We start from the raw sequence: 25,803 nt of genomic DNA on the forward strand, positions 1-25,803 counted from the left end.
TTACTCCTTTAATTTTTATAATAGTATGTGGGCTACACGTACTTTGATGCTCAAGCCAGAATCTAACTGAACATGGACATCTTCTTTCTTAATGTCGGTAATCGTTCCAGCAACTGGCGATGCACCTAACTTCACGTTTACACGTTGGTTGGTAGATAGGTCTTCCATTTTTGCAGGTACTAGATTAACAACCGGCGCAGCTACTTTAACTGGACGCTCTTTTTTAGCTTCTGGTCGAGCTTTAGGAGCCACTTTCTTAGCAGGCTTTTTAGCAGCAGGCTTAGGCGCTTGAGCTTGACGTTTAGCTTTGGCTTTGTCTTGGCTCTCTTTCAACGTGGCTTGAGCATGATCAATATGCTCTTGCTCTAAAGCGCCACATTCATTGCCGTCTAAATCAACACGCTGCACGCCAACTTTAACACCTTTAAGGTATCTCCAGCTGCTAGTGTAACGACGCAAAGCAACACGAAGTTGTGTTTTACTAACCCTAGAATCATCAGCTAACCGTTCAGCCAAATCTTGAAATAAACCAATTTTTAATGGCTTTGTGTCGCCCTCTGCAATAAAGCATGCAGGAAAGGTTTCATATAAAAACGCTAAAATTGCGTTGGTGTCGGTCAACTTGTCTGTTGATTCCATTTTTACTTCCACGTTAAATAAGGGGACTAAATCGGCAGATATAAATAAGCCTGTAGTCGTTCATCTTTTGCTAAGATTTTCAGTTTACTGACACTTAGCCTACAAATTAGCATTAACAGCCGTTCTGCTAAAGCCTCTGAAACAAACTCTAACAAATTTTCAGCTATTTACACTAGCATCTATTTGGCTTTTCACAGATATGTGAATGCTCAAGCAGGCTATTATAAAGCTCACAGCAGCGATTGCGACAATCATTTACTATTTTTTGCCTGCAATTTAATCAAATAGGCAAGTTTCAAACTGTTTTACCAGTAATTCAATCCCATCTTGATCATCTTGGTCAAAGCGATTGAGTGATGGGCTGTCTATATCAAGTACCGCAATGACCTTACCATTTTGGCGAACAGGCACAACGATTTCTGAATTACTGGCCGAGTCACAGGCAATATGTCCTTCAAACTGATGTACATCGGCTACTCTTTGGGTCTGATTTAGTGCCGCGGCGGTGCCGCAAACACCTTTACCCCAGGGTATTCGGGTACAAGCAACTTTACCTTGAAACGGACCAAGTACAAGTTGCTCATCTTTAGTGATATAAAAACCGGCCCAGTTTAAATCATCAAGATTGTCGTTTATTAATGCTGAAAAATTTGCCATTGCAGCAACAATATCGTCCTCACCTTCCATTAAGGCTTCCACTTGACGAGTTAACGTTCGATAAAACTCAACTTTCATTGTAATTCCTTGATCCCAAAATATTACTTTAACTAATTTTACCCATAGGTTAACAGTAGTTTTTATTATTTGAAATTAATCTTGTTTAACGGTCTTCTTCTTTGGCTTTGTTTCTGCTGGTGTAGCCGTTTTAACAACACCACGAAGTACATTGGATAATTCGTCTTTATTATTTGCTAAATAGAAAGCAAGTTGTTCGCAGGTACCGTCATCTAAATTAGCATCAGAAGCAGCTAGAAATGGTACTAAATTATCGACTATATCGAGCATTTTGTCGTAGGCATCGGCTTCTTTCTTCGATGTGAAAGTCATTTTCTCAACCCCTTCTCTTACCACGACAAATTGAGTTATCACTGCCATGAACATATCTCCACTGTTTTTATATACAGTGCCAAGATTGACATAGTTAAAGGGTAATACGCAATAGTCATCAACATAATAATTGACTTGTTTTATGATTTTGTTCGATATTGCTCATTAAATTTTTAAATGTCGTATAATATAAGCAGCTTAATGATAAGGAAAATTTAAATAATAAACATAATGCCAGAGCCTAAGCTATTTAAAGCAGTCATTCTTTGTCGCTCATGCGATTTAGTTATTCGAAAGCGCGCATTGCCTTCTAATGTCAGGGCGCTGTGTCCGCGATGCGATACAGCTCTGTATGACACACCTTATTGCTCTATAAACGGCCTTTTAGCTTTATGTATCACCTCACTTATTTTATTTTTACCTGCTAATTTGTTACCTGTACTTGAAATTAACTTTTTAGGCAGTATTCGTACTACCACCGTTTTTGAATCTGCTGTAGCGGTATGGGGACAGGGATACTGGATTGTAGGTTTGGCCGTGATAGCCTCTGCAGTTGCCGCTCCTGCGTTGTTAGTCTTATCTATTCTATTTCAAGTATTAATTATAAAGTTTAATTTAACCTCTTCTTTTTGGCAGCAAACGTTCCGCGGCCTACTCAAAAATCATGGTTTACTTTCTCAATTAACAATGCTCGAAATTTATGTAATTAGTTTTTTAGTCTCGGCATTTCAGCTATCTGACTTTTCTGATGTTTATTTCGGCATGGGAACATTAAGCTTTTGTTTATTATTCTTATCAATTCTATTTTTACAGCGTGAATATAATCTTGAGCATATGTGGAGTTTTGTGAATGACTGATAATAACGAAGTCACTCATTCGACTTTGTCACAGGCAGAAGTTGATAAAGGTAATCAATTAACCTCATTAGCGCCTCAGGGTCAGAAGATGGGGGTGTGTTTATGTCTGGTGTGCAAAAAAGTTAATCCGACAACCGAGCAAAATTGTAGTCGCTGTCATTCACGCCTGAGCACCCGAAATTATGCTAGTATTCAACAAAGTTGGGCTTTATTAGTCACGGCAACCGTTTTGCTGGTCCTAGCGAACATTTATCCCATTACCTTACTAACCAATCGTGGTGTAGTGACTAACGACACAATATTTAGCGGCATTGCACATCTTGTCCATTTAGGCCTTTACCCGATTGCCATCATTGTGTTTACTGCCAGTATTCTTGTACCTTGGCTTAAAATTTTCGGACTGGGGCTGTATTTATGTGCCATCAGCTTTAATATCCCTATTTCTAAACGAAAAATGATGATCGGCTTTCACATTATTGAATGGATTGGGCGCTGGTCAATGTTAGATCTATTTGTTATTTCACTCACTGTGGCATTAGTGAATATGGGGCAACTATTAGATGCAAAACCCGCTCCTGCGGCAACCGCCTTCGCATTAGTAATATTATTAACACAACTCGCAGCAAAAGTGCTGGACACTCGCTTACTTTGGGACCGCTTGGAAACTCATAATGACGCAAATTGAATCGCCAAAAGTTGTAAAGAAAAAACTATTTTCTCCTATCTGGTTACTCCCTATTGTTGCTTTGGTACTTGGCGCTTGGCTAGGCATAAAAAGCATTAAAGAATCCGGCGTTGAAATAAACATTCACTTCCCGAGTGCTGCAGGCATTGATATCGGTAAAACCTTAGTAAAATATCAAGGGTTAGCTGTGGGTAAAGTCACGGATGTCAGCATTGATGAAGATCTTAATGGCGTAAATGTAAAAGTCGTTATGGACTATCGTGCAGATCCTTTTTTGAACAAAAACACTCAGTTTTGGTTAGTTAAACCAAAAGCCAGTATTACTGGTGTTGAAGGACTTGAAACGCTATTTTCGGGTAATTATATTGCCATTCAACCGGGAGATGGTAAATCACGCACTAATTTTGAAGCACAACGAGAGGCACCAGCTATTACTCCTGGTAGTGAAGGCATGGTTATTGAACTTCATACCGATAAGCTTGGCTCTATTGACGTAGGTTCATCTATCTTTTATCGACAAATACCTGTTGGTAGTATTGTAGGTTATCGATTATCAGGTAGCTCAAATGTTATTATTAGCGCCTTTATTCAGGAGCAATATTCGCATTTAGTGCACTCTGACTCTCGTTTTTGGAATGCATCAGGCCTCAGTATTGATGCCTCACTATCTGGGGTCAAAATCAATACCGAAAGTCTCGCTTCAATTTTAGCAGGTGGCATTAGTTTTAATACCGGCAGTGAAACCACTCAAGCTGAGAATGGGGATATTTTTAGTTTATTTGAAGACGAAGAGCATGCTAACGGCGGCTTAGTATTTAATCTGCACTTACAGAATGCCGAGGATATTAGCGAAAACGCGAGCTTGGTTTATAGAGGCGTTACTGTCGGTAAAGTTGAAAAACTTGCTTTAACTGACACAGGAGTAACGTTACAAGCTGCAATTGAATTGCAATATCGCTCATTATTAGCAGCGGATTCTCGATTTTGGATTGCCGGTGCGGATATTTCTTTTGCTGGTGTGAAGAATCTATCACGCTTAGTGACAGGCAATGTGATTAATATTTTACCAGGCACTTCCACTGCAGCAATACCGTCAAGTTACCCGCTTGAAACCCAGGCTCCAGATCTACTTAAACAGCAGAAGTTATTAATAAACTTAACATCAGACTCACACACTGGTATGAGTATTGGAGCCCAGGTCAGGTATAAACAACTACCAATAGGAAAAATTATTTCGACCCAATTGACTGAAGATTTTAGTGCGGTTAAGTATCAGGCTGAGATTTATCCCGAATTTAAATCACTTATCACTCAGGGCAGTTTTTTTGTAAGTGAACAGGCAATCAAATTAGACGCATCTTTAGATGGAGTTAAATTTGAAACACGTGATTTAACAACATTAATTGAAGGAGCGATAACATTAGTTCCCAGTCGAGCTAAGGAGACCGTCAAGTCAGGTAGCGCATTTACCATTTATAATAGTATCGATTCTGCACAGCAGTTATTTGCTGAACAACAAAAACTTAAATTGACTGTTATTAGCCAAGATGGTGCAGGCTTAAGTGAAGGCGCACCCATTTATTATAAAAAAATGCCTATTGGTCACATTACAAAAATTGAGTGGCAAGCTAAAGAAGATTTATTTGCACTGCATTTATCTATTGAACAGCAGTTTAAGCAGTTACTGCAACCTAAAACGGTATTCTGGCGTAATGATGCTGTAACAGTGAATGCAAGTTTGGCGGGAGTGCAAATTGATGTAGCACCGCTTGCAGGGGCAATTAAAGGCAGTATTTCACTCGGTTTTATTGATGATGAGCTGTTTGAATCAGTTGATACTAAAACGTTATCGACACAAACCAAGATAGTATTTAATAATCAACTTTTTGACAATCAACATTTAGCCTTAACCCAGGCAAAACCAATTGCTATTGTTTTACCCGCCAATGCTAAAATTGAACCTAACTCCCCTATCCGTTTCCGTGGCCATCAAATAGGTGAAGTGAAACAAGTTAAGTTAACTAAGGATTTATCTCAACAGCATGCTACTGCTTATTTATATGGAGAATATGCTAAGCACTTTAGTAAACAAGACTCTGAATATTTTGTTGTTGAAGCACAAATCTCGCTTGCTGGTATAAAAAATGTTGATACGCTAATCACGGGTGCGTACATTGGTGTATTGCCGGGGACATCTAATATTACTAGCGACCAGTTTGAAGCTAAAATGGCTGTTCGCTATGATGCAAACCGCCCAAAAGATGCCGTTAGCTTTACCTTAATCGATAATCAATTGGGGTCAATCAAAGTCGGCACGCCTCTATTTTTCAGAGGCATAGCCATCGGCCAAATCGATGCTTACGAGCTATCAAGTACAGGCCAACAAGTCACTATGTTTGCTCATATCCGTCAAGAGTATGCTCACCTTGTTAATACCAGCAGTCAGTTTTGGGATGCATCTGGAATTAAACTTGAGGTTGGTATTTTTTCTGGGGCACAAATTGAAACGGGTTCACTTGAAACGCTACTCTCAGGAGGAATTTCAGTGGTGACTAAAGACATCACAACAGCTGTAAATAAGATTTCACCTTCAACTGAGTTTTTGCTACAAAACAGCATGGATAAAGAATGGCAAGAGTGGAGCCCAGCTCAAGATAAGTAAATCAGGCTTGTTACATTTTTTAAAGGCGAAGTAATTATTTTACTTCGCCTTTTTTTAAAAATTAACAATTCTATCAATCAAACAGATTATTGGTTAATTGGATAGACCAGATCAGCGTGTTTTACTGATATACTCATTATAAAATTACACCTAGGCAATCAGCATATCTATACTTAACAATGATATGTGACACTTTATGAAACTGTTAAAACCTTTATTTGATAATAACCGCCGCTGGGCTGAGCGTATTAATCAAGAAGATCCAACTTTTTTCCAAAAACTGGCCAATCAACAGAATCCTGAATACCTTTGGATTGGGTGTTCCGACAGCCGTGTTCCATCCAATCAAATTATTGATTTAATGCCGGGTGAAGTCTTCGTCCATCGTAATATTGCCAATATGGTAATCCATACCGATCTTAACTGTTTATCCGTCTTACAATATGCGGTAGATGTTTTAAAAGTTAAGCATATTATGGTCGTTGGGCATTATGGTTGTGGTGGCGTAAAGGCGGCTATGCAAAATCAACGTCTTGGTTTAATTGATAACTGGTTAGGCCATTTACGCGACATCCATCGCATTCATCAAGATGAATTAACCGGTTTAAATGAAACCGCGCGTTTTGACCGTCTTTGTGAGCTAAACGTCATCGAGCAAGTGGCTAACGTCACCACATCCACAATAGTCCAGGAAGCTTGGGATAGAGGTCAAAATGTCTCTGTTCATGGCTGGATTTATAGTATTAATAATGGATTATTAACCGATTTAGGTGTCACGGCCGATCATGATACTGCATTAAGAACCTAGTTTACATTATCCTATTTGCAATGCGCATTTGATATAAGCACACTTTATATTCTTAATAAGTTACTCTTAACTGAATGCAACTTTAACAGAGTAACTTTCTAAAAAACTCGATGCATAGGATACAAAATCTTGTAATTATATGCCGCTTTATAGTTTCTTACCTTTTTACTTCAGTTGAATATGTTAAAAAATAACAAAAAAGCCTCATTGATTTATCAAAGAGGCTTTTATATTTTGACTTTAAAGTTTGAAGCTATTTTCAATAACAATGAAAAGTGCTTGAGCAAATTGAAACATTACTAACGCACCGAAAAACAACATCACTAACGAGTAGATTCTACTTTTATTATTATCATTACGCCTAGGCGCCATAGTCGTACTTTCCCAAGCACTTACCCTCAATAACCATCTCATTAATGATTACTGAGGATTAATTGTATCTGTTAACCAATAACGGCTAAACCACCCATATATGGACGCAATACTGCAGGCACTGTAATAGTACCATCTGCATTTTGATAGTTTTCTAATACTGCCACTAAAGTACGTCCAACCGCTAAACCAGACCCATTTAATGTATGTAATAAGGCAGGCTTGTTATCCACTTTATTACGATATCTAGCCTGCATGCGACGCGCTTGGAAGTCCTTCATGTTTGAACAAGAAGAGATTTCACGGTAAGTATTTTGGGCAGGTAACCACACTTCAATGTCGAATGTTTTACTTGCGCCAAAGCCCATGTCACCAGTACACAATACAACTGTACGGTAAGGTAGTTCGAGCGCTTCTAAAATGCTTTCAGCATGTTTAGTTAACTCATCTAATGCGGTCATTGAATGGTCTGGGTGAACAATTTGCACTAATTCAACTTTATCAAATTGGTGCTGACGAATTAAACCTCGGGTATCACGACCGTATGATCCTGCTTCACTTCTGAAACACGCTGTTAAAGCCGTCATTTTTATCGGTAATTCGGCTTCATCAACAATCGTGTCACGCACCAAGTTAGTTAGCGGGACTTCGGCGGTTGGGATCAAAGATAAGCTTTGTGCTTCTTCAGTTGCAGGCTTGGTGTGGAATAAGTCTTCACCAAACTTAGGCAACTGACCTGTGCCCAGTAAGCTATCTTCATTCACTAATAACGGCACATAGGCTTCGGTATAACCATGTTTACTAGTATGGGTATCAAGCATGAATTGACCAAGAGCACGATTTAAACGCGCGATTTGACCTTTCATCACAATAAAGCGCGAACCAGTAATTTTGACCGCATTTTTAAAATCTAGACCTTGGAGTGCTTCGCCTAAATCAAGGTGATCTTTAACTTCAAAATCAAACGATTTAGGTGTGCCCCAACGTCTCACTTCTACGTTGTCATTTTCATCTGCACCTTGTGGGACAGCATCGTCAGGTAAGTTAGGTAAACTCATTGCAATTAAGTTTAACTCTTGCAATAACGCGGTTAATTCGGTCTTTTTAGCATCTAACTGGGCACCTAAATCACCTACTTGCGCCATGATCGAACTGGTATCTTCACCACGAGCTTTTGCTTGGCCTATCGACTTAGAAATCGCGTTACGAGAAGCTTGTAACTCTTCTGTTTCGACTTGTAGCGTTTTGCGCTTGTCTTCTAATGTGGATAAGTGTTTTACATCCAAAGTAAAACCTCGGGCAGCTAAACGCTCAGCTGTGACTTCTAGTTCGTTACGCAAAAATTTTGGATCTAGCATGTTGTTAGTTCTTTTTAGTTAAACGCGTGAAAAAATCAGCTGCTGACCTAAATACACCATGAATAAACACAGTGATACATTCAGCAACACATTAAGCATACTTTTAAACCATAAACCCTGCTGCATCAGCAATAAGGTTTCATTGGAGAAAGTAGAAAAGGTAGTTAATGCCCCAAGTAAGCCAACACCAACAAGTGACTTTACTTCAGGGCTTAAATGGCTCAGTTGCCCTAAGGCATAAACTATCCCCATTAGAAACGATCCTAATACATTGACCAACAGTGTACCAAAAGGAAAACTGCTTCCAAATACTTGGATCATAAAAATTGAAATAAGGTAACGTAAAACAGCACCTATTGACCCACCTAACGCAACAAATAGAATATTAGTCATAGCGTTTGTGCTCACTTTGGCGATTACGTTGCTCAAGGTTGGCTAATTTATCTTGTATACGCTTTTCAAAACCACGGTCTGTTGGTTGATAAAAATGACTGTCGAGTAAAGATTCTGGGAAATAATTCTCTCCAGCAGCAAATGCGTCAGGTTCATCATGGGCGTAGCGGTATTCTTGACCATAGCCAATTTCTTTCATTAATTTGGTAGGAGCATTACGTAAATGATTGGGCACAGGTTCATGCCCAGTTTGTTTTGCAAGCTCTCTGGCCTGTTTAAATGCGGTGTAAACAGCATTACTTTTTGGCGCGCTGGCTAAATAAAGTACCGCTTGGGCTATAGCACGCTCACCTTCAGCAGGACCTAAGCGATGAAAGCAATCCCAGGCATTTAACGCAACTGTCATTGCCATCGGGTCGGCATTACCAATATCTTCAGATGCAATAGCTAATAATCGCCTAGCAACATACAAAGGATCACCGCCACCCTCTAGAATACGGCAGAACCAGTATAAAGCAGCATCTGGGGCGGAGCCACGAACCGATTTATGAACCGCTGAGATTAAATCGTAAAACTGATCGCCATTTTTGTCATAACCTGCAACTTGATGACCGGCTACTTGAGTAAGCATATCAAGGCTGAATTGACCTTTATCGATTACCAGATCGCTCATTAACTCGATTAAATTTAGCGCTTTTCGGGCATCGCCATCACATATTTGCGCCAATGACTTAGCGACCAAACTAGGCAATTCAAGTTGTCTTTTACCCAAACCGCGCTCATTATCCATTAATGCTTGTTGCGCTATTTGAATAATTTCATCATCAGTTAACCGATTAATGAGATAAACACGCGCACGAGATAATAAGGCATTATTGATTTCAAAAGAGGGGTTTTCAGTGGTTGCGCCAATAAAAATCACCGTACCATCTTCAATAAAAGGCAAAAATGCATCCTGCTGACTTTTATTAAATCGATGTACTTCATCAACAAATAATAAGGTGCGTTGTCCACGGCTTTGGGCTATCGCTTTAGCTTGTTCAATTGCAGCACGGATGTCTTTTACACCTGATGTTACCGCAGAAATACGCTCAACGTGAGCATTGGCATAATGGGCAATAATTTCGGCTAAGGTGGTTTTACCAGTCCCAGGTGGCCCCCACAACAACATAGAATGGGCACGATTTGCCTCTAAGGCTTTACGTAAGGGTTGCCCTTCACCTAATAGATGTTTTTGGCCTATGTATTCGCTAATTTCACGCGGCCGCATTCTTGCCGCAAGTGGGCGAAAATCAGGCGCGAAATCAAAACCGAGATTTGCCACCTTCAGTTATTGGATCTGCTTTAAACGTTGATCGTCAATATCAACATTTTCAGGAATGGCAAACTTAAATAACGTTTTTTCAGATGGCGAAACAGGACGTTGCTCTGTCAGCATAAACTGACTTAAATTGCCTTGCTCATCGGTTAAATCAAACGCAGACAGTTGCTTACCTTTAAAACACACAGCAACCGCCACAACATTACCACGAGCTTCTTTGGGGGAAATATCAAAACACTCAGCTTTGCCAGCCGTTTTGGTGACATTATATTGCGACCATGTTGCTTCATCACGATGAACTAACAGCGCTATAGGAGAAGCATCGACCGCCTGTGATACATCCATCACAGTGACTTCCTCTGCAAATGGGTTATATACCCATACACTAAGACCATCGGCTACAATCAATGATTCATCAGGCTCAGTTAAGTGCCAGTAAAATTTATTCGGGTACGACAAAGCAAATATTCCGCTACCTGACTGAATAAGCTTTTGGTTTACATCCGTTACTTTTTGCTCAAACTTAGCATGTAAGTTGTCAATATTAGTGAGCTTGGCTCGCAATGCATTGGCATCGTCAGCCATTACACTGTGGCTGCTTAATAAAGCCATTACTGTCATTGAAATCATGGTCGTACGCATAAATAGCATAAAAATTCCTACTAATTTCTTGGTGGCGGTGGCGCCAAAACTTCACGATTTCCGTTATGCCCTTGTGAGCTAACAATCCCTTGCGCTTCCATTGATTCAATAATTCGTGCTGCTCGGTTATAACCAATTTTGAATTTACGTTGCACACTTGAAATTGAGCCTCGTCGAGTTTCTGTGACAAACGCAACCGCATCATCATAAAGTGCATCTAACTCATCATCTGAGTCACCGGTCTCACCAGGTAACAGCACTTGTTCTCCATCTGAGATACCATTCAAAATTTCTTGAACATATTGAGGCTTACCGCGTTCACACCAATCTGCAACCACTTTATGAACTTCATGGTCATCAATAAAAGCACCATGAACACGGTTTGGCACGCTAGTACCTGGTGGTAAATACAACATATCGCCCATACCTAATAACGTTTCGGCCCCCTGTTGATCTAAAATGGTTCTTGAGTCTATTCGAGACGATACCTGGAATGCGATTCGAGTCGGTATATTAGCTTTAATCAAACCAGTAATAACATCTACAGATGGGCGCTGGGTGGCCAAAATAAGATGAATACCTGCAGCTCGGGCTTTTTGGGCGATACGAGCAATCAACTCTTCCACTTTTTTACCCACTATCATAATCATGTCAGCAAACTCATCTACCACAACGACAATTGCAGGTAATTTGTCTAATGGCGGTGCTTCATCTAACATGCTTTCAGACTGCTTCCAAAGTGGATCCGGAATATATTCCCCTCTGGCTGCGGCTTCTTTAATTTTGATGTTGTAACCTTTTAAATTACGCACCCCTAAAGCCGACATCAATTTATAACGACGTTCCATTTCGCCCACACACCAACGCAGTGCATTGGCGGCTTCTTTCATATCGGTTACCACTTCACACAGTAAGTGTGGGATGCCTTCATAAACTGACAATTCAAGCATCTTAGGGTCGATCATAATAAAGCGAACGTCATCAGGACCAGACTTATACAATAAGCTGGTGATCATCACGTTTACGCCTACTGATTTACCCGAGCCTGTGGTACCCGCTACCAATAAGTGTGGCATCTTACCTAAATCGACAATGACAGGCTCGCCGGAAATATCCTGGCCGAGCACCATAGATAAGGTTGATTTACTGTCTCTAAAAGCATCGCTGTCTAATACATCGCGCATGTACACAGTTTCACGGAACTTGTTAGGTAACTCTATACCGACATAGGCTTTACCTGGAATAACTTCCACAACACGGACATTTTCTGACAATAATGAGCGCGCTAAATCTTTTGACAAATTAGTGATTTTTGAGGCCTTCACTCCCGGTGCAAGTTCGAGTTCAAAACGTGTCACAACAGGGCCAGGATACACACCTACAACGTTAGCGATAATATTAAAATCGGCTAACTTCATTTCCACTAATCGCGCAACTTGCTCTAATTCTTCTTCACTAATCGGGTTTTTCTTTCTATCTGGCACATCTAATAAACTGATACTCGGCAATAAAGTCATCGGTTTTTTGGCTTGTTGAAGTGTTTGACCATCAATGAGCACAATACCATCTACAATTTTGGCTTCTTTTTTAGGTTGCTGTTGAGCGACTAACGCGCCAGTAGAATGTACTGGTGCAAATTCGATGTCATTATTAGATTCATCTAAATCATCGTCAAGATCATCATCCAAATCATCAATAGCCGAAAAACTCGGGGTTCTGACTTCATCGTCTTCAGACCAAGAGGTAAAAGACGGGTCTAAATCATTAATGTCCTGTTGGAACATTTTAGGTTCCAAGCGTTCATCATCGTCATCTTCATTTATTTCAGACTCAACTTTAGGCTCAAGCGGCTCAGGTTTTATTTTACGACTAAAAATACTGCGCTTTTTCTCTATTGTTGGTGTTGGACTATCTTCATCAGTTGATGACTCATCAGCATCAAATACATTAGAAGTTGTTTGCTTTAATTCAGAATGTGATCTATCTGCTTTAAGTAAGCTTTGGATATTTCGTGATGAAGCAGTTTTCTTTTCATCAATATTAGCGGTAAAAGAATGTGACAACTCATCGTCAAACCCACTGTCACGGCGTTGTTTAAACTTATCTACAACAGACATAAAACCACGTGTATCTTCGGTTTCACGTTCACGTTTGAACACTTGCGGTAATTGCCATATCTTCTTTGCTAACCAAATAACGCCACGGCCAAGCAATTCAATAATCGTTAGCCAGCTAATTCCTGTGGCGAGGGTAAATCCCGCACCAATAAAACACAGTAATAATAACGTGGTACCCAATATACTAAAATAAGGCAACATGGCTTGACTGATGACATCACCCGCTACACCACCAGCAGAAAATACATAGATATCATCGACATTCATGCTCACCATAGCAGCCAGCGCAAGTACCATTAACATGAAACCGATAATACGAAGACCTACAGAAAAATAATCGACTTCTAGCAATCGATGTGAGCGGTTAAAAAAGAACCAACCGGTAGCAGCAATAATGACGGGGATGGTGTAAGCGATAAAACCAAAAAAGTAAAATAAAACATCAGCGGTCCATGCGCCAACAGCACCGGTCCAATTATGTATTTCACCTTGAAAATGCGATTGGCTCCAACCCGGATCATTAGGGCTAAAGCTAGATAACGCCAACAAAATGTAGGTGGCGACCATACAGCAAAGAATTAAACCGCCTTCAAGCAGTCGCTGCAGTCCACTGAGTGTTTTTAAATTGTTTCCCTGAGTCAAAGGAATCATCCATAAAAAATGAGAGAGATTAATAGTACAGAATATAACAGAATTAGTCTGTGTTATCAGTGATTATGCACTGAGTACACCATAAGCTCAATTGAATGTGAATAGGATTTAATCGCTTGAATTAAGGAATGATTAAGAATGGATGAATAATAAACAGAATTAGCCGATTCAACGACTAATTCTGTCGCAGTTTCTTTTTTTGACTCACTAATGTAGTACGCCATGTTAATGTGAAATCAATAATTGCGATTAATCCACCAGTAAATTTAGGGCAACTTTATTGGTTTGCTTCACTTCTTCCATCACCACGTATGTACGTGTATCAGAAACTGAAGGTAATTTTAGCAGAGTTTCGCCAAGTAAACGACGATAAGCAGACATGTCGGGTACCCGCGTTTTAAGCAAATAGTCAAAATCGCCGGAGACCAAATGACACTCTTGAATATCATCGAGTAGTTGAACAGCACGATTAAAACGGTCAAAAATATCAGGGGTATCGCGATTTAAGGTAATTTCGACAAATACCAATAAAGATGCGCCTAAATAGTGTGGATTAACTAATGCCGTGTACCCATTTATATACCCTTGCTTTTCAAGACGCTTAACCCTTTCTAAACAAGGTGTTGGGCTAAGGCCAACACGTTTAGACAATTCGACATTTGAAATACGACCATCCACTTGGAGTTCATTCAAAATGTTTCTATCAATCCGGTCCAAATCTTTTATTGAATAGTTTTTATTGTTAGCCATATTTTAAACTCTAATTTAACGCTTAAACGACATTTGTATCTTTTTATTATCAAACTTCAGCAGGATAAACTACTTAAGCAGTACTATACTAGAGTTCTCTGAAACAAGCACGTTCAGGGTAAATAATTAATAATAAAATTACTCGTCTATCCTACGAGTACAATTCTAATCGAGGCTCAAAAATGATTATTGGTGTTCCAACAGAAATCAAAAACCACGAATACCGTGTTGGCATGGTTCCTTCAAGTGTTCGCGAGTTGACTATTAAAGGTCATGATGTTTTTGTTCAATCTGATGCTGGTGTTGGTATTGGCTTTACCGATCAAGATTACATCGACGCAGGTGCTGTTATTTCAGCAACGGCTGCCGAAATTTTTGCTAAAGCTGACATGATCGTAAAAGTAAAAGAGCCACAAGCGATTGAGCGTGCCATGTTACGCCACGACCAAATTCTATTTACTTATTTACACCTTGCACCAGATCTAGCACAAACTGAAGATCTGGTTAAAAGTGGTGCTGTATGTATTGCTTACGAAACCGTTACAGATGACCGTGGCGGCTTGCCACTACTTGCTCCTATGTCTGAAGTTGCTGGTCGTATGTCTATACAAGCAGGTGCCCGTGCACTAGAGAAGTCACTTGGTGGTCGTGGCATGTTACTAGGTGGTGTACCAGGTGTTGAGCCAGCTAAAGTTGTGATTATTGGCGGCGGTATGGTCGGCACTAATGCTGCACAAATGGCTGTTGGTATGGGTGCTGATGTGGTTGTTCTTGACCGCAGCATTGATGCTCTTCGTCGCTTAAATGTGCAATTTGGCTCAGCAGTCAAAGCGATTTACTCTACAGCTGATGCTATTGAGCGCCATGTACTTGAAGCTGACTTAGTGATTGGCGGTGTATTGGTGCCAGGCGCTGCAGCACCTAAACTTATCACCAAAGAAATGGTTAAGCGTATGAAGCCTGGCAGTGCCATTGTTGACGTTGCTATTGACCAAGGTGGCTGTGTAGAAACTTCTCACGCTACTACTCACCAAGACCCAACTTATATCGTTGATGATGTAGTTCATTACTGTGTCGCTAACATGCCTGGTGCTGTTGCACGCACGTCAACTTTTGCATTAAATAATGCCACCTTGCCTTATATCATTAAGTTAGCGAACCAAGGATATAAGCAAGCTTTATTGAATGACAAAAACTTCCTCAATGGCTTAAATGTCATGCATGGAAAGATCGTCTGTAAAGAAGTAGCTGAAGCACTTTCACTCACCTTTACCGATCCAAAGAGTTTACTTGCTTAATAAGCTTAAACATCAAATTTAAATACCGCTATTCAGCGGTATTTTTTTGCCCATAAAAAAGTGATGTTTAAAGTTGCACTATTGAATATCAGCATCGCCAAATAACAACTTACTGAATACAACTTAAGAAGGGTATTCCAAAGTTAACCCACTTTTTACGTTAGTTTAATAACATCAAATTAAGAAAATCGGCTTTAGGCATAGGCTTATAGAAAAAATAGCCCTGTACTGCGGGAATATTCAATTGATTGACAAAGTCTAACTGGCTCTGAGTTTCAACCCCTTCGGCAACAACAGTCAGATCAAGTGCATTACTCATGCTCACAATAGCCTCGACCAAAGCATTATGCCGAGAGTCTGTCTCAAGCTTTTGGATAAAAGACTTATCTATTTTTATTTGGTCAACGGGGAAATTAACTAAATATGACAATGATGAATAGCCTGTACCGAAGTCATCTATGGAAATTTGTATGCCTCTTTTACGTAATAGCGACAAAACCTCGCACACTTCAGATTGCTGTTTCATCATAAGTGATTCAGTAATTTCTAGAGTAATCATCTCATAAGGAAATACATCAATACTTAGTGTTTCAAGGACTGTATCAAAATACTGTAAAAATCGTTTTTGAAGATCCCCAGACCAGAACTCTAATGTGGAGACATTAATCGATAGTGGAATGATTAGATTACGTTTTTTTAGCTCTATCGCGGTCATTACAGCTTGGGTTTTAACCCACTCGCCTATTTCAACAATTAAGCCTGATTGTTCTGCAATAGGTATAAACAGATCTGGGGAAATGAACTTACCGTCATGGCTCCAGCGCAGTAAGGCTTCGGCCTTAATTATTTTGCCACTAATAGGATCCACAATCGGCTGATAATATAATTCAAATTCATTTTGGCTTATTGCTTTTTTCAAATAAAAATGCAGCTGCGCTGTGCGCTCAGCTTCTAATTGTATGTCCTGATTAAAAAATTGATAACAATTACGTCCACTGGCCTTGGCATTGTACATCGCTTGGCTAGCACAATTTAATATGAGTTCTGCACTCGAAGCATCATTGGGGAATGTGGCAAATCCACTGCTAATACTCAAGCTCAGAAGTTCATTACTAATAGATATTTCTTTACCTATTACAGCTTTAACTTGCTCAGCAAACACAGATAATTTTTCAATGGTTTGATTTCCAGGTAGCACGATCGCAAATTCATCTGCAGCAATTCGGCAAGGCAAGCTATTTTCAGGAATAATCTCGAGCAGACGCTTGCCTACTCGGCACAAAACTTCATCACCATTATCAGCACCCAAGGAATCATTAATTTGCTTAAAATGATCTAAATCTAGAATCATCAAACTGAACTGTGATTGGCCGTGTACGGCTGTGCTTTGATTAATTAAAATTTGTAATTTTTTGAATAAATATCTTCGATTCGCTAAGCCGGTAAGTTGATCATAATTATTTTGGAAGTCGATTAATTTTTCAGCTGTTTTTCTAGCGGAAATATCGGTAATCATCCAGGCATAACAATTTTGCTGGGTTAACGAATCGCGAATAACTGTAACAACCAGCTCAATATCGATAATATCGTCAACTGTTTTTAAGCCTTTTAATTCCCCTACCCACGAATGTCCACGATGAATAAATGTGAATAACTCATCAATAAGGTCTTGATCTGAAGACTGCAAATAAGCCTTAATATCAAAGGTTTTATTATTATAGTCATAAAGTGTGGTTGATTTAATAAAGCTAGGATTAGCGGATAATACGGCATTTTGCTCGTTAGTAATGACTAATGCTATTGGTAAATTTTCGAAAATTTTACTGCTTAAACGTTGTAAATGTAATCCTCGACTACGCTCAATAGCTAAGCTGGCTAATCTTGCTGCTTCTTGAATTAAATGTAAATCTTGCTCAGTGGGTGATTTTATCGTGTCGTAATACATGGCAAATGTACCGAGTATTCGATTGTCAGTATCAAAAATAGGTTCTGACCAGCATGCCCTTAACCCCGCTTTAAGAGGTAGAGATTTATAGTCAATCCAATTAGGATCAGTTTCAATATCTTCGACTATTACTCTTTGCTGCAAATGTGCCGCGGTACCACATGAACCCACGTTAGGGCCAATTGCTACACCATTGATGGCATCATTATATTCGCTTGGAAGGTTAGGCGCGGCACCGGATAATAATCTTTTCCCATCATCACTGAGTAATAAGACTGACGCCCGGGTACCCACTTTTTGAGCTTCGATTAACAACACTAAGGAGTGTAAAATCTCACCCAAGGATACGCCTTCAAGCACCATGTTAAGAATAGTGCTATAGCGTTCAATACTTGACTTGTATTGTGCGGTTAATAATAACTCGGACACAAGGTTGGTATCTGGTTGACCTAAATCCATGCAACTCCAAACAGACAATAATTACAAGTTAAAACACTCAACATAAGTACCCAATCAAGGGTATGCATTATATTAAATATGATCAACATTTGTTTCGAAATTATTGTTTTTTAGTAAAAGAATTTTACATTTTCACCTAACACTATTCTGAATCTCGGCTCATTCTGGCGATATAAAAACCATCAAAACCATGCTCTGAAACCAAAATAGATTCATCATCAATTAAACTAAAATGAGGATTGTCTGCTAGAAAACGATTAACTTGATTGCGGTTTTCATCCGGCATAATTGAGCATGTCGCATAAACCAACATACCGCCGACTTTGACCATACGACTGTAGCTATCAATGATTTGTTTTTGCAGCTCAATTAATATCGGTAGACGTTCCGCGGTATCACGCCATTTTGAATCAGGATTACGCTTTAGGACCCCTAAACCTGAACAAGGCACGTCAAGTAATACTCGGTCTGCGGTCAGCTTTAGTCGTTTAATGGTTTTAGAGCTGGCAATAATGCGGGTTTCAACATTATGGGCACCCGCTCTTTTAGCACGGGTTTTAAGGTTATCAAGTTTCCACTGCTCAATATCCATCGCTAATAAGCGCCCTTTTCCTTGCATTTGTGCTGCTATATGTAATGTTTTGCCGCCAGCACCTGCGCAGGCATCTACTACGCGCATACCAGGTTTAGCATCTACAGCAGCGGCAACTAATTGCGAGCCAGCGTCCTGTTGCTCAAATAACCCTTTTTGAAAGCAATCTGTTCTAAATAAGGCAGAATTAGATGTGACTTCAAGGGCGCTATCGACAGATTCAACTATTTGAGTATCAACACCTTCTTTGGCTAGCTTTTCCATCAATGTTTCACGATCGCACTTTAAGCCATTAACGCGAATATAACGCTTAGGGGCTTGCATTAATGCTGCACGTTCAGCAGGCCATTTTTCGCCTAACTGCGCATCTCCTAAAATATCTAACCATTCTGGGCAACCATCCCATAATGTCGGTATCGCTTTAGCCGCTTCAATGTTTGCTCTCAATGTCGCTTCATCAACTTGCAATGAATATTGCATTTTGGGTAAGGCTAAATCATGGAAAAGATGCCAACCATTAAGCAATTTAGACCCTAAACGTTCAAATTCATCCTGTTCAATATCAACAATAAAGCAGTACAGATTTAATCGACGTAAGATATCTCCGGCAACCACAGTAATACGCGCTTGTTCAGCAGGTTCAAGCTGTAAACCAGAGAAGTTATGTGAATAGGCACGATCTAATGGCTTGCCCTGGTTTAGTACCATGGTTAACACATTTAACACCAGCTCAGAAGAACTGCCAGATAAGGAATAAGTCAGCATAACACTCTCAATTTAGACACAATGAAAAAACAGAAACACAATTGCGCCGATCATAGGTATTTACGCCACTGATAGCAATAAAAAAGCGACCTAAATGGTCGCTTTGGATAGTCATATGGCCTGTTGCCCAATGAATATAACCTAAATTACATTTTTGAGCCTTTTGCACCATAGAACAAGATAAACCCATAACATATCACGGGTAAAATAAACGCAGGTTGTAAGCCCATGCTGTCTGCCATCACGCCTTGTAATAATGGAATGATTGCACCGCCAACAATAGCCAAACATAAAATGCCTGAGCCCTGTGAAGTATGTGGGCCTAAATCACGTAACGCTAAACTGAAAATAGTCGGAAACATAATAGAGTTAAATAAGCCAACCGCTAAAATGGCCCACATGGCAAGCATGCCTTGCGTATTCATTGCCACCAATACTAAAGCCGCGGCCATTAATGAATTAAACGCTAGCACGGTTCCAGCAGGAATTTTTTGCATTACAGCCGAGCCAATAAAGCGCCCTACCATTGCTCCGCCCCAATAATAAGCAATATAGTTAGCGGCATCCGCTTCTTTTAATCCAGCGATGTTTTCCTCGCCCAAAAAACTGACTAGAAAGCTGCCAATTGCAACTTCTGCACCCACATAAACAAAAATACCCACAGCACCTAAAACAAGGTGTAGCGACTGAACTGCACTGGTTTTGCCATTGTGACTAATTTTGCCTGCGGTATCTGCTGGTTCATTATGTTCCACAATTTTTGGTAAGGTAATTTTTGCAAAAATAGCCGCGAGTAATGCCAACATACCGGCTAAAATAAGATAAGGTAATTTCACCACTTCAGCTTCTGCCTGAGCATGGCTTAAGTCACCGGTTGCACCTGAAGCAACAGATAAAATTAATACCGCACCAAAAAAGGGAGCCACCGTGGTACCGAGTGCATTAAATGCTTGAGTTAAATTTAATCGACTTGATGCGGTTTCAGCACTGCCTAATGCATTTACATAAGGGTTAGCTGCAACTTGTAAAATAGTAATGCCAGAAGCAAGTACAAATAAAGCACCTAAAAAAAGTCCATATACAGCAAGTGCCGCAGCAGGATAAAACAATAAACAACCGATACTGGCAATCACTAACCCAGTAACAATCCCTTTTTGATAACCCAGTTTCTTAACCAGCATACCTGCAGGCAGTGACACTAAAAAATAGGCACCAAAGAAGCAGAATTGAATTAACATCGCTTCAGCATAAGTCAGCGAAAATACCGATTTAAGATGGGGAATAAGAATATCGTTTAAGCAAGTGATAAACCCCCACATAAAAAACAATGAAGTTAATGAAACAAGTGCAAAGCGGAAGTTACCCTCACCACCCGATGCAGAAGTATTCGTTGAACCTGATATTGTTGAAGCCATAATTAAGGTCTCTTATCTATTGTTGTTATTGTGACACTTAAAGCGTGTTAAGTGCTGTTGTAAAATAAAACGCCATTAACAAAAAGGTTAACGACGTAATCTTGTCTTTATGATAAATCAGCAAAGAAACTGGCAAACGGCGGGAGTTTTATCTGATCAGAATCATCTACTTCTCCAGCTAACAGTCCATGCTCACTGTGGATATAACTTATTGTCAAGGAACTTAGCGCCAATGTCCCTAGATCGAAATAGGCAATTTCAGCGGTTAAATTAAATAACACCAGCATTGTTTTATCATCAATTTGTCGTTTAAAACCTAAGACTGCCGGCAAGGTATCAATAAACTCAATATCCCCTTCTATTAATACAGTTTGCTTTTTTCGCCACGCTAAAAAATGACGGTAACTGTTCAATACTGAATATGGATCCATTTCCTGCACATCAACAGCTTGGTTGGCATGCTCCGCAGGAATAGGTAACCAAGGTTGCCCTTGAGAAAATCCAGCCTGAGTTGCAGTTTTACTCCAAGGCATCGGCGTTCTGCACCCATCGCGGCCTTTAAACATCGGCCAAAATGCAATGCCAAATGGGTCTTGAAGCTGTTCAAACTCAATTGGCGCTTCGGTTAAACCTAATTCTTCACCTTGATAACTGCAAATACTGCCGCGCAAGGAAAACAGCATACCATTGAGCATTTTAACTAAATCAGTATTGCTCTCGCCTTTACCCCAGCGAGATGCCACACGCTGAACATCATGATTACCAATGGCCCAACACGGCCAGCCATCACCAATGCTGGCTTCTAACTCTTCAACAGTTTGACGAATATAGGCTGCACTAAAATCATCGGTTAACAGTTCAAAGCTATAAGCCATGTGTAGGCGATCATCACCTTGAGTGTATTCAGCCATAGTCGCTAACGAATCTTCTGAAGAAACCTCCCCTAAAGTCACCGCACCTGGGTAGCGATTAATTAATCCCCGTAACTCTTCGATAAAGCCAACGGTTTGCGGGCGAGTATTATTATAGTAGTGATATTGATAAGCGTATGGATTGTCTTCACTAAAACCACGCCCCTGGCGCTGATCTTTTGGTTTAGCTGGGTTATCTCGCAACTGTTCATCGTGATAACAAAAGGTAATCGCATCTAAGCGAAAACCATCAACTCCTTTTTTAAGCCAAAACTCAACATTGTCTAACACAGCTTGACGTAAGTCGTCACAATGAAAGTTCAAGTCAGGCTGACTTTTTAAGAAGTTATGTAAATAATATTGCTGACGTCGAGGCTCCCATTCCCAAGCACAACCACCAAAAATAGCTAACCAGTTATTGGGTGCGCTGCCATCATCTTTAGGATCAGCCCATGCATACCAGTCAGCTTTAGGGTTAGTTCTGCTTTGGCGACTTTCCTCAAACCATGCATGTTGATCAGAAGTATGGCTGAGTACCTGATCAATAATAATCTTGATGTTTAAACGATGGGCTTTATTAATCAGTTCGTCAAAATCAGCCATAGTGCCGAACATGGGGTCGATATCACGATAATCGCTAATGTCGTAACCAAAGTCTTTCATTGGTGATTTAAAAAATGGCGAAATCCAAATTGCATCGACATTTAGACTAGCAATGTAGTCAAGCTTGGCTATGATCCCCTGTAAGTCACCCACGCCATCATCGTTCGAATCCATCAAACTACGTGGATAAACTTGGTAAATTATTCCGCCACGCCACCAGGTTACTTGACCCATAACATTCCCTCTAAATGATGTTTATCATCGACCCACTTTTTTAATGATGTTAAACACATGTTGCGACGTTATAACACGCCATCGTTATATTGTTGTGGCATTGAGGATACGTGAATAGGGAAATGAGGTTCAATAGACCTGCATACGTATGCATAAAAATACTTTAAAAACAATCTATTCTAAAATTGCGATATCATAAATGTATACATACACTTAACTCATATTAGTTACATCAAATTCAGGTTAGTAAAATGTAAATTCTGTACAACTTTATCACGGCAAAGCTTTTGAATACGTATGCATAATATTGTCGGTCAAACAATCCTAGGAGTAGTATCGTCACTGTTGTGCAACAATTTGGTCATAACTTCAGCACTTACTGCAGTCAATTAAGTATGCTGATACAAAAACACAATAAAGACTGTAACCAAAATCAAAAAGATTGCTAATACTTGAACTCGATATATCAAGGTTAAGCCGTCGTAAAAGGGGAACGATGAATGTTGCTATTTAAACCAAGCCTACTCACATTAGCGTTAGTCGCTGCAGGAGCAAGCATCAGTGCTTATGCGGCTGACGACGTGAATGCCGCAACCACTGCAGATGAAAATATCGAAGTGGTAAAAGTCACAGGTATTCGCCGCAGTTTACAAGAATCACAATCACTTAAGATGTCTTCATCTTCCATCGTAGAAGCTATTTCTGCTGAAGACATTGGTAAATTACCGGATGTTTCAATCGCTGAGTCACTAGCGCGTTTACCAGGTGTATCTGCACAGCGTCTTGATGGTCGTGCAAACGTTATCTCTATTCGCGGCATGGGCCCAGATTTCACCACGGCAACATTAAACGGACGCGAACAAGCCTCTGTGAATGATAACCGTGGTGTCGAGTTTGACCAATATCCATCAGAATTATTAAACCGAGTTGTTGTTTACAAAACACCTGACGCCTCTGTGATGGCTCAAGCCATTGGTGGCACGGTTGACATGCAAACTATTAGCCCATTAGCACACGGCGAGCAAACTTTTGCTATCGGCTTACGTGGCGAAATGAACGACCTGGGCGCACTGAACAGCGGCTCTGAAGACAAAGGTTATCGCGGCAGTATCTCTTATATCGACCAATTTGCTGATGATACTATTGGTATTGCTTTAGGCTATGCGCGCATGCAATCGCCTAACCAGGAAGAGCGCTGGCAAGCATGGGGTTACCCAGAAAATGCTGCTGGTGATAGCGTATTAGGCGGTGCTAAGCCATTTGTACGTTCAAGTGAACTTGAGCGTGATGGTGTGCTAGCCGTTTTTGAATATGCACCAAATGACTTTTTCCATTCTGTGGTAGATGTTTACTACTCTAAATTCACCGATGACCAACGTTTACGCGGTATTGAAATTCCTGCTGCTTGGGGCGCTAACGGCGGTGTTGAAGCGACTAAAACTGAAGACGGTTTAGTCACTGAAGGCGTTATTCGTGGCGCAGAAGTTGTGGTGCGTAACGATGTAAACAAGCGTGATGCAGAATCATTATCTATTGGTTGGAATAACAAATTCCAAGTTAATAACAATTGGTCTGTTGAAGCTGACATTGGTTTGTCTAAAGCTGACCGTACCGACATTGGTATGGAAAGTTACACTGGTACAGGCCGTGGCACTGGCGTTGGCGCAGTAGACGACTTAGGTTTTGTGAATAATGGCAATGGTGGTTATGAATTCAACCACAGCCTAAATTATGCTGATCCTAGCGTAATTAGACTGGGCGATTCACTTGGTTGGGGCAGCCCATTAGGCGCTAACACTCAAGATGGCTTTATTAACAAACCTGAAATTGAAGATGAATTACAATCTTTGCGTTTAAGTGCTGAGTATGTTTTTGATGGCGGCGCTTTCCGCAGCATCGAATTTGGTGTGAACTACACTGAGCGTGATAAAACAAAATTAGACAAAGGTTACTACTTAACCCTTAAAGGTTATGACGGTACTGATCCTAATTATATGATGACAGTGCCAGATCAATACTTATTGTCACCAACATCACTTGGCTTCTTTGGTATGGGTGATGTACTCAGCTATGACTCATTAGCCTTCTATAATGACGGTAACTATACTGAAACTGACGTAGCAAATGTTGATTTATCACGTGCAACTAACTCTTGGGCTGTAAGTGAAGAAATTACCACTGCATACGTGATGGGTAATTTAGAAACTGAGCTGTTTGATATTCCTGTGACCGGTAACTTAGGTTTACAAGCGGTACAGTCTAAGCAAAGTTCTGACGGTACTGTGGCAACTGTTGCTGATGGCGAAGTCACCATGACGCCACGCACTGCGGGCGATGATTATGTTGAATGGCTACCGAGTATCAACTTAGGTTTTGAAGTTGCTGATAGTCAGATGATCCGTTTTGCTGCTGCGCGTACATTAACTCGCTCTCGCATGGATCAAATGAATGCTAACGTTAACTTTAGCTACAATGAAAATCCAAATGACGGTATTAACTGGTCTGGTGGTGCAGGTAACCCTGAACTACGTCCATGGTTAGCCCGCCAGTTTGATATAAGTTACGAGAACTACTTTAGTGATCAAGGTTACTTTGCAGTAGCAGCATTCTACAAAGACTTAGAAAACTTCGTATACAATCAACAGGCTGTATTTGATTTCAGTACAATTTTACCGCAAAACCCAGGCGACAACCCACTGGGCGTTGTATCGCAACCACAAAATGGTGACGGCGGTTATGTACAAGGTATCGAAGCTACATTCTCTTTAGATTTCGGCTTATTTGCTGATTCACTGACGGGTTTTGGTACAGTGCTTAGCGGTGCTTACAACGATTCTGAAGTAAAAGAAACCGCTGAAAGTGATCCAACGGCACTGCCTGGTTTATCTGAAAAAACATTCAGCGCAACGGTTTACTATGAAAACTCAGGCTTTGAAGCCCGTGTTAGCTCACGTTACCGCAGCGACTTCTTAGGTGAAGTCACGGCTATCAGTTTGACTCGTCAAAATGTTAACGTTAAAGCTGAAACCGTGGTTGATGCGCAAGTGGGTTATGACTTTACTGAAAGTGGAATTGATGCCTTATACGGTCTATCAGTAGTACTTCAAGTGAACAACTTAACTAATGAGCCATTCACTTCATATACTGGTGATGATGCGCGTCATGTACGTGACTATCAAAACTACGGTCGCAATTTCATGTTAGGTGCGAACTACAAGTTCTAATCTAGCGGCGACAAAAAAGCCTCTGTAACCTGTTACAGGGGCTTTTTTACTTTA

At 40.3% G+C, this 25,803-nt stretch carries 19 protein-coding genes; 6 read left to right on the plus strand and 13 right to left on the minus strand.

Translation table 11 applies throughout. The features are described from left to right. Window positions 1–15 precede the first annotated feature (15 nt). From proQ to ACRWQM_RS09715, 3 genes are all read right to left on the minus strand, one after another. Window positions 16–639, minus strand: coding sequence for an RNA chaperone ProQ (gene proQ, locus ACRWQM_RS09705; protein ID WP_434929834.1), 624 nt, complete (start codon window positions 637–639; stop codon window positions 16–18). A gap of 276 nt (window positions 640–915) precedes the next feature. Further along, window positions 916–1,374 carry a GAF domain-containing protein gene (locus tag ACRWQM_RS09710; RefSeq protein ID WP_434929835.1) on the minus strand — a complete coding sequence of 153 codons (459 nt, stop codon included), beginning with the start codon at window positions 1,372–1,374 and terminating at the stop codon, window positions 916–918. Window positions 1,375–1,449: 75 nt separating this feature from the next. Then, complete coding sequence (locus ACRWQM_RS09715) at window positions 1,450–1,734, minus strand: YebG family protein (RefSeq protein ID WP_434929836.1); 285 nt, start codon at window positions 1,732–1,734, stop codon at window positions 1,450–1,452. A 183-nt stretch (window positions 1,735–1,917) separates the two neighbouring features. Between ACRWQM_RS09715 and ACRWQM_RS09720 the strand changes: the two genes are divergently transcribed. The 4 genes from ACRWQM_RS09720 to can all read left to right on the plus strand — a co-directional run bounded on the left by ACRWQM_RS09720 (window position 1,918) and on the right by can (window position 6,699). Further along, the gene (locus tag ACRWQM_RS09720; protein WP_434929837.1) at window positions 1,918–2,544 is read left to right on the plus strand and encodes a paraquat-inducible protein A; all 627 of its coding nucleotides are present in this window, start codon (window positions 1,918–1,920) and stop codon (window positions 2,542–2,544) included. 88 nt (window positions 2,545–2,632) lie between these two features. Then, the gene (locus ACRWQM_RS09725; protein ID WP_434929033.1) at window positions 2,633–3,229 is read left to right on the plus strand and encodes a paraquat-inducible protein A; all 597 of its coding nucleotides are present in this window, start codon (window positions 2,633–2,635) and stop codon (window positions 3,227–3,229) included. After that, window positions 3,216–5,891 (plus strand): MlaD family protein, encoded by a 2,676-nt coding sequence (locus ACRWQM_RS09730; RefSeq protein WP_434929838.1) that lies wholly within the window; start codon window positions 3,216–3,218, stop codon window positions 5,889–5,891. The genes ACRWQM_RS09725 and ACRWQM_RS09730 overlap by 14 nt, the downstream gene beginning before the upstream one ends. 196 nt (window positions 5,892–6,087) lie before the next feature. Further along, the gene (gene can / locus ACRWQM_RS09735; protein WP_434925990.1) at window positions 6,088–6,699 is read left to right on the plus strand and encodes a carbonate dehydratase; all 612 of its coding nucleotides are present in this window, start codon (window positions 6,088–6,090) and stop codon (window positions 6,697–6,699) included. 443 nt (window positions 6,700–7,142) lie between these two features. Here can and serS read toward each other — a convergent pair whose 3' ends face one another. The 6 genes from serS to lrp form a co-directional block, all read right to left on the minus strand. Next, the gene (gene serS, locus ACRWQM_RS09740) at window positions 7,143–8,429 is read right to left on the minus strand and encodes a serine--tRNA ligase (RefSeq protein WP_434925989.1); all 1,287 of its coding nucleotides are present in this window, start codon (window positions 8,427–8,429) and stop codon (window positions 7,143–7,145) included. An 18-nt stretch (window positions 8,430–8,447) separates the two neighbouring features. After that, window positions 8,448–8,822, minus strand: a complete 375-nt coding sequence (gene crcB, locus ACRWQM_RS09745) for a fluoride efflux transporter CrcB (RefSeq protein WP_226410047.1) — start codon at window positions 8,820–8,822, stop codon at window positions 8,448–8,450. Continuing rightward, window positions 8,815–10,092 carry a replication-associated recombination protein A gene (locus ACRWQM_RS09750; RefSeq protein WP_434932016.1) on the minus strand — a complete coding sequence of 426 codons (1,278 nt, stop codon included), beginning with the start codon at window positions 10,090–10,092 and terminating at the stop codon, window positions 8,815–8,817. The genes crcB and ACRWQM_RS09750 overlap by 8 nt, the downstream gene beginning before the upstream one ends. Window positions 10,093–10,152: 60 nt before the next feature. Beyond that, window positions 10,153–10,785 (minus strand): outer membrane lipoprotein chaperone LolA, encoded by a 633-nt coding sequence (gene lolA / locus ACRWQM_RS09755; RefSeq protein WP_434932017.1) that lies wholly within the window; start codon window positions 10,783–10,785, stop codon window positions 10,153–10,155. A 20-nt stretch (window positions 10,786–10,805) separates the two neighbouring features. Beyond that, window positions 10,806–13,544, minus strand: a complete 2,739-nt coding sequence (locus tag ACRWQM_RS09760) for a DNA translocase FtsK 4TM domain-containing protein (RefSeq protein ID WP_434929839.1) — start codon at window positions 13,542–13,544, stop codon at window positions 10,806–10,808. A gap of 258 nt (window positions 13,545–13,802) precedes the next feature. Beyond that, entirely contained in the window at window positions 13,803–14,303 is a 501-nt protein-coding gene (gene lrp, locus ACRWQM_RS09765) for a leucine-responsive transcriptional regulator Lrp (RefSeq protein ID WP_226410050.1), read from the minus strand. Window positions 14,304–14,485: 182 nt separating this feature from the next. Here lrp and ald point away from each other — a divergent pair, with 182 nt between their 5' ends. Then, complete coding sequence (gene ald / locus ACRWQM_RS09770; protein WP_434929840.1) at window positions 14,486–15,601, plus strand: alanine dehydrogenase; 1,116 nt, start codon at window positions 14,486–14,488, stop codon at window positions 15,599–15,601. Window positions 15,602–15,761: 160 nt separating this feature from the next. Here ald and ACRWQM_RS09775 read toward each other — a convergent pair whose 3' ends face one another. The 4 genes from ACRWQM_RS09775 to ACRWQM_RS09790 form a co-directional block, all read right to left on the minus strand. Then, window positions 15,762–18,005 (minus strand): bifunctional diguanylate cyclase/phosphodiesterase, encoded by a 2,244-nt coding sequence (locus ACRWQM_RS09775; RefSeq protein ID WP_434929841.1) that lies wholly within the window; start codon window positions 18,003–18,005, stop codon window positions 15,762–15,764. A 142-nt stretch (window positions 18,006–18,147) separates the two neighbouring features. After that, window positions 18,148–19,362, minus strand: a complete 1,215-nt coding sequence (locus tag ACRWQM_RS09780) for an RsmB/NOP family class I SAM-dependent RNA methyltransferase (RefSeq protein WP_434929842.1) — start codon at window positions 19,360–19,362, stop codon at window positions 18,148–18,150. Window positions 19,363–19,508: 146 nt separating this feature from the next. Further along, complete coding sequence (locus tag ACRWQM_RS09785) at window positions 19,509–20,777, minus strand: sugar MFS transporter (protein ID WP_434929843.1); 1,269 nt, start codon at window positions 20,775–20,777, stop codon at window positions 19,509–19,511. Between the two features lie 107 nt (window positions 20,778–20,884). After that, a complete protein-coding gene (locus tag ACRWQM_RS09790) occupies window positions 20,885–22,525 on the minus strand; it encodes an alpha-glucosidase (protein ID WP_434929844.1) in 1,641 nt (546 codons plus the stop codon). Window positions 22,526–23,025: 500 nt separating this feature from the next. On the opposite strand from ACRWQM_RS09790, the gene ACRWQM_RS09795 reads away from it, so the two are divergent. Beyond that, entirely contained in the window at window positions 23,026–25,749 is a 2,724-nt protein-coding gene (locus ACRWQM_RS09795; protein ID WP_434929845.1) for a TonB-dependent receptor, read from the plus strand. Window positions 25,750–25,803 lie beyond the last annotated feature (54 nt).

This window comes from Shewanella sp. HL-SH5 (assembly GCF_051163755.1).
GTDB classification, from domain to species: domain Bacteria; phylum Pseudomonadota; class Gammaproteobacteria; order Enterobacterales; family Shewanellaceae; genus Shewanella; species Shewanella glacialimarina.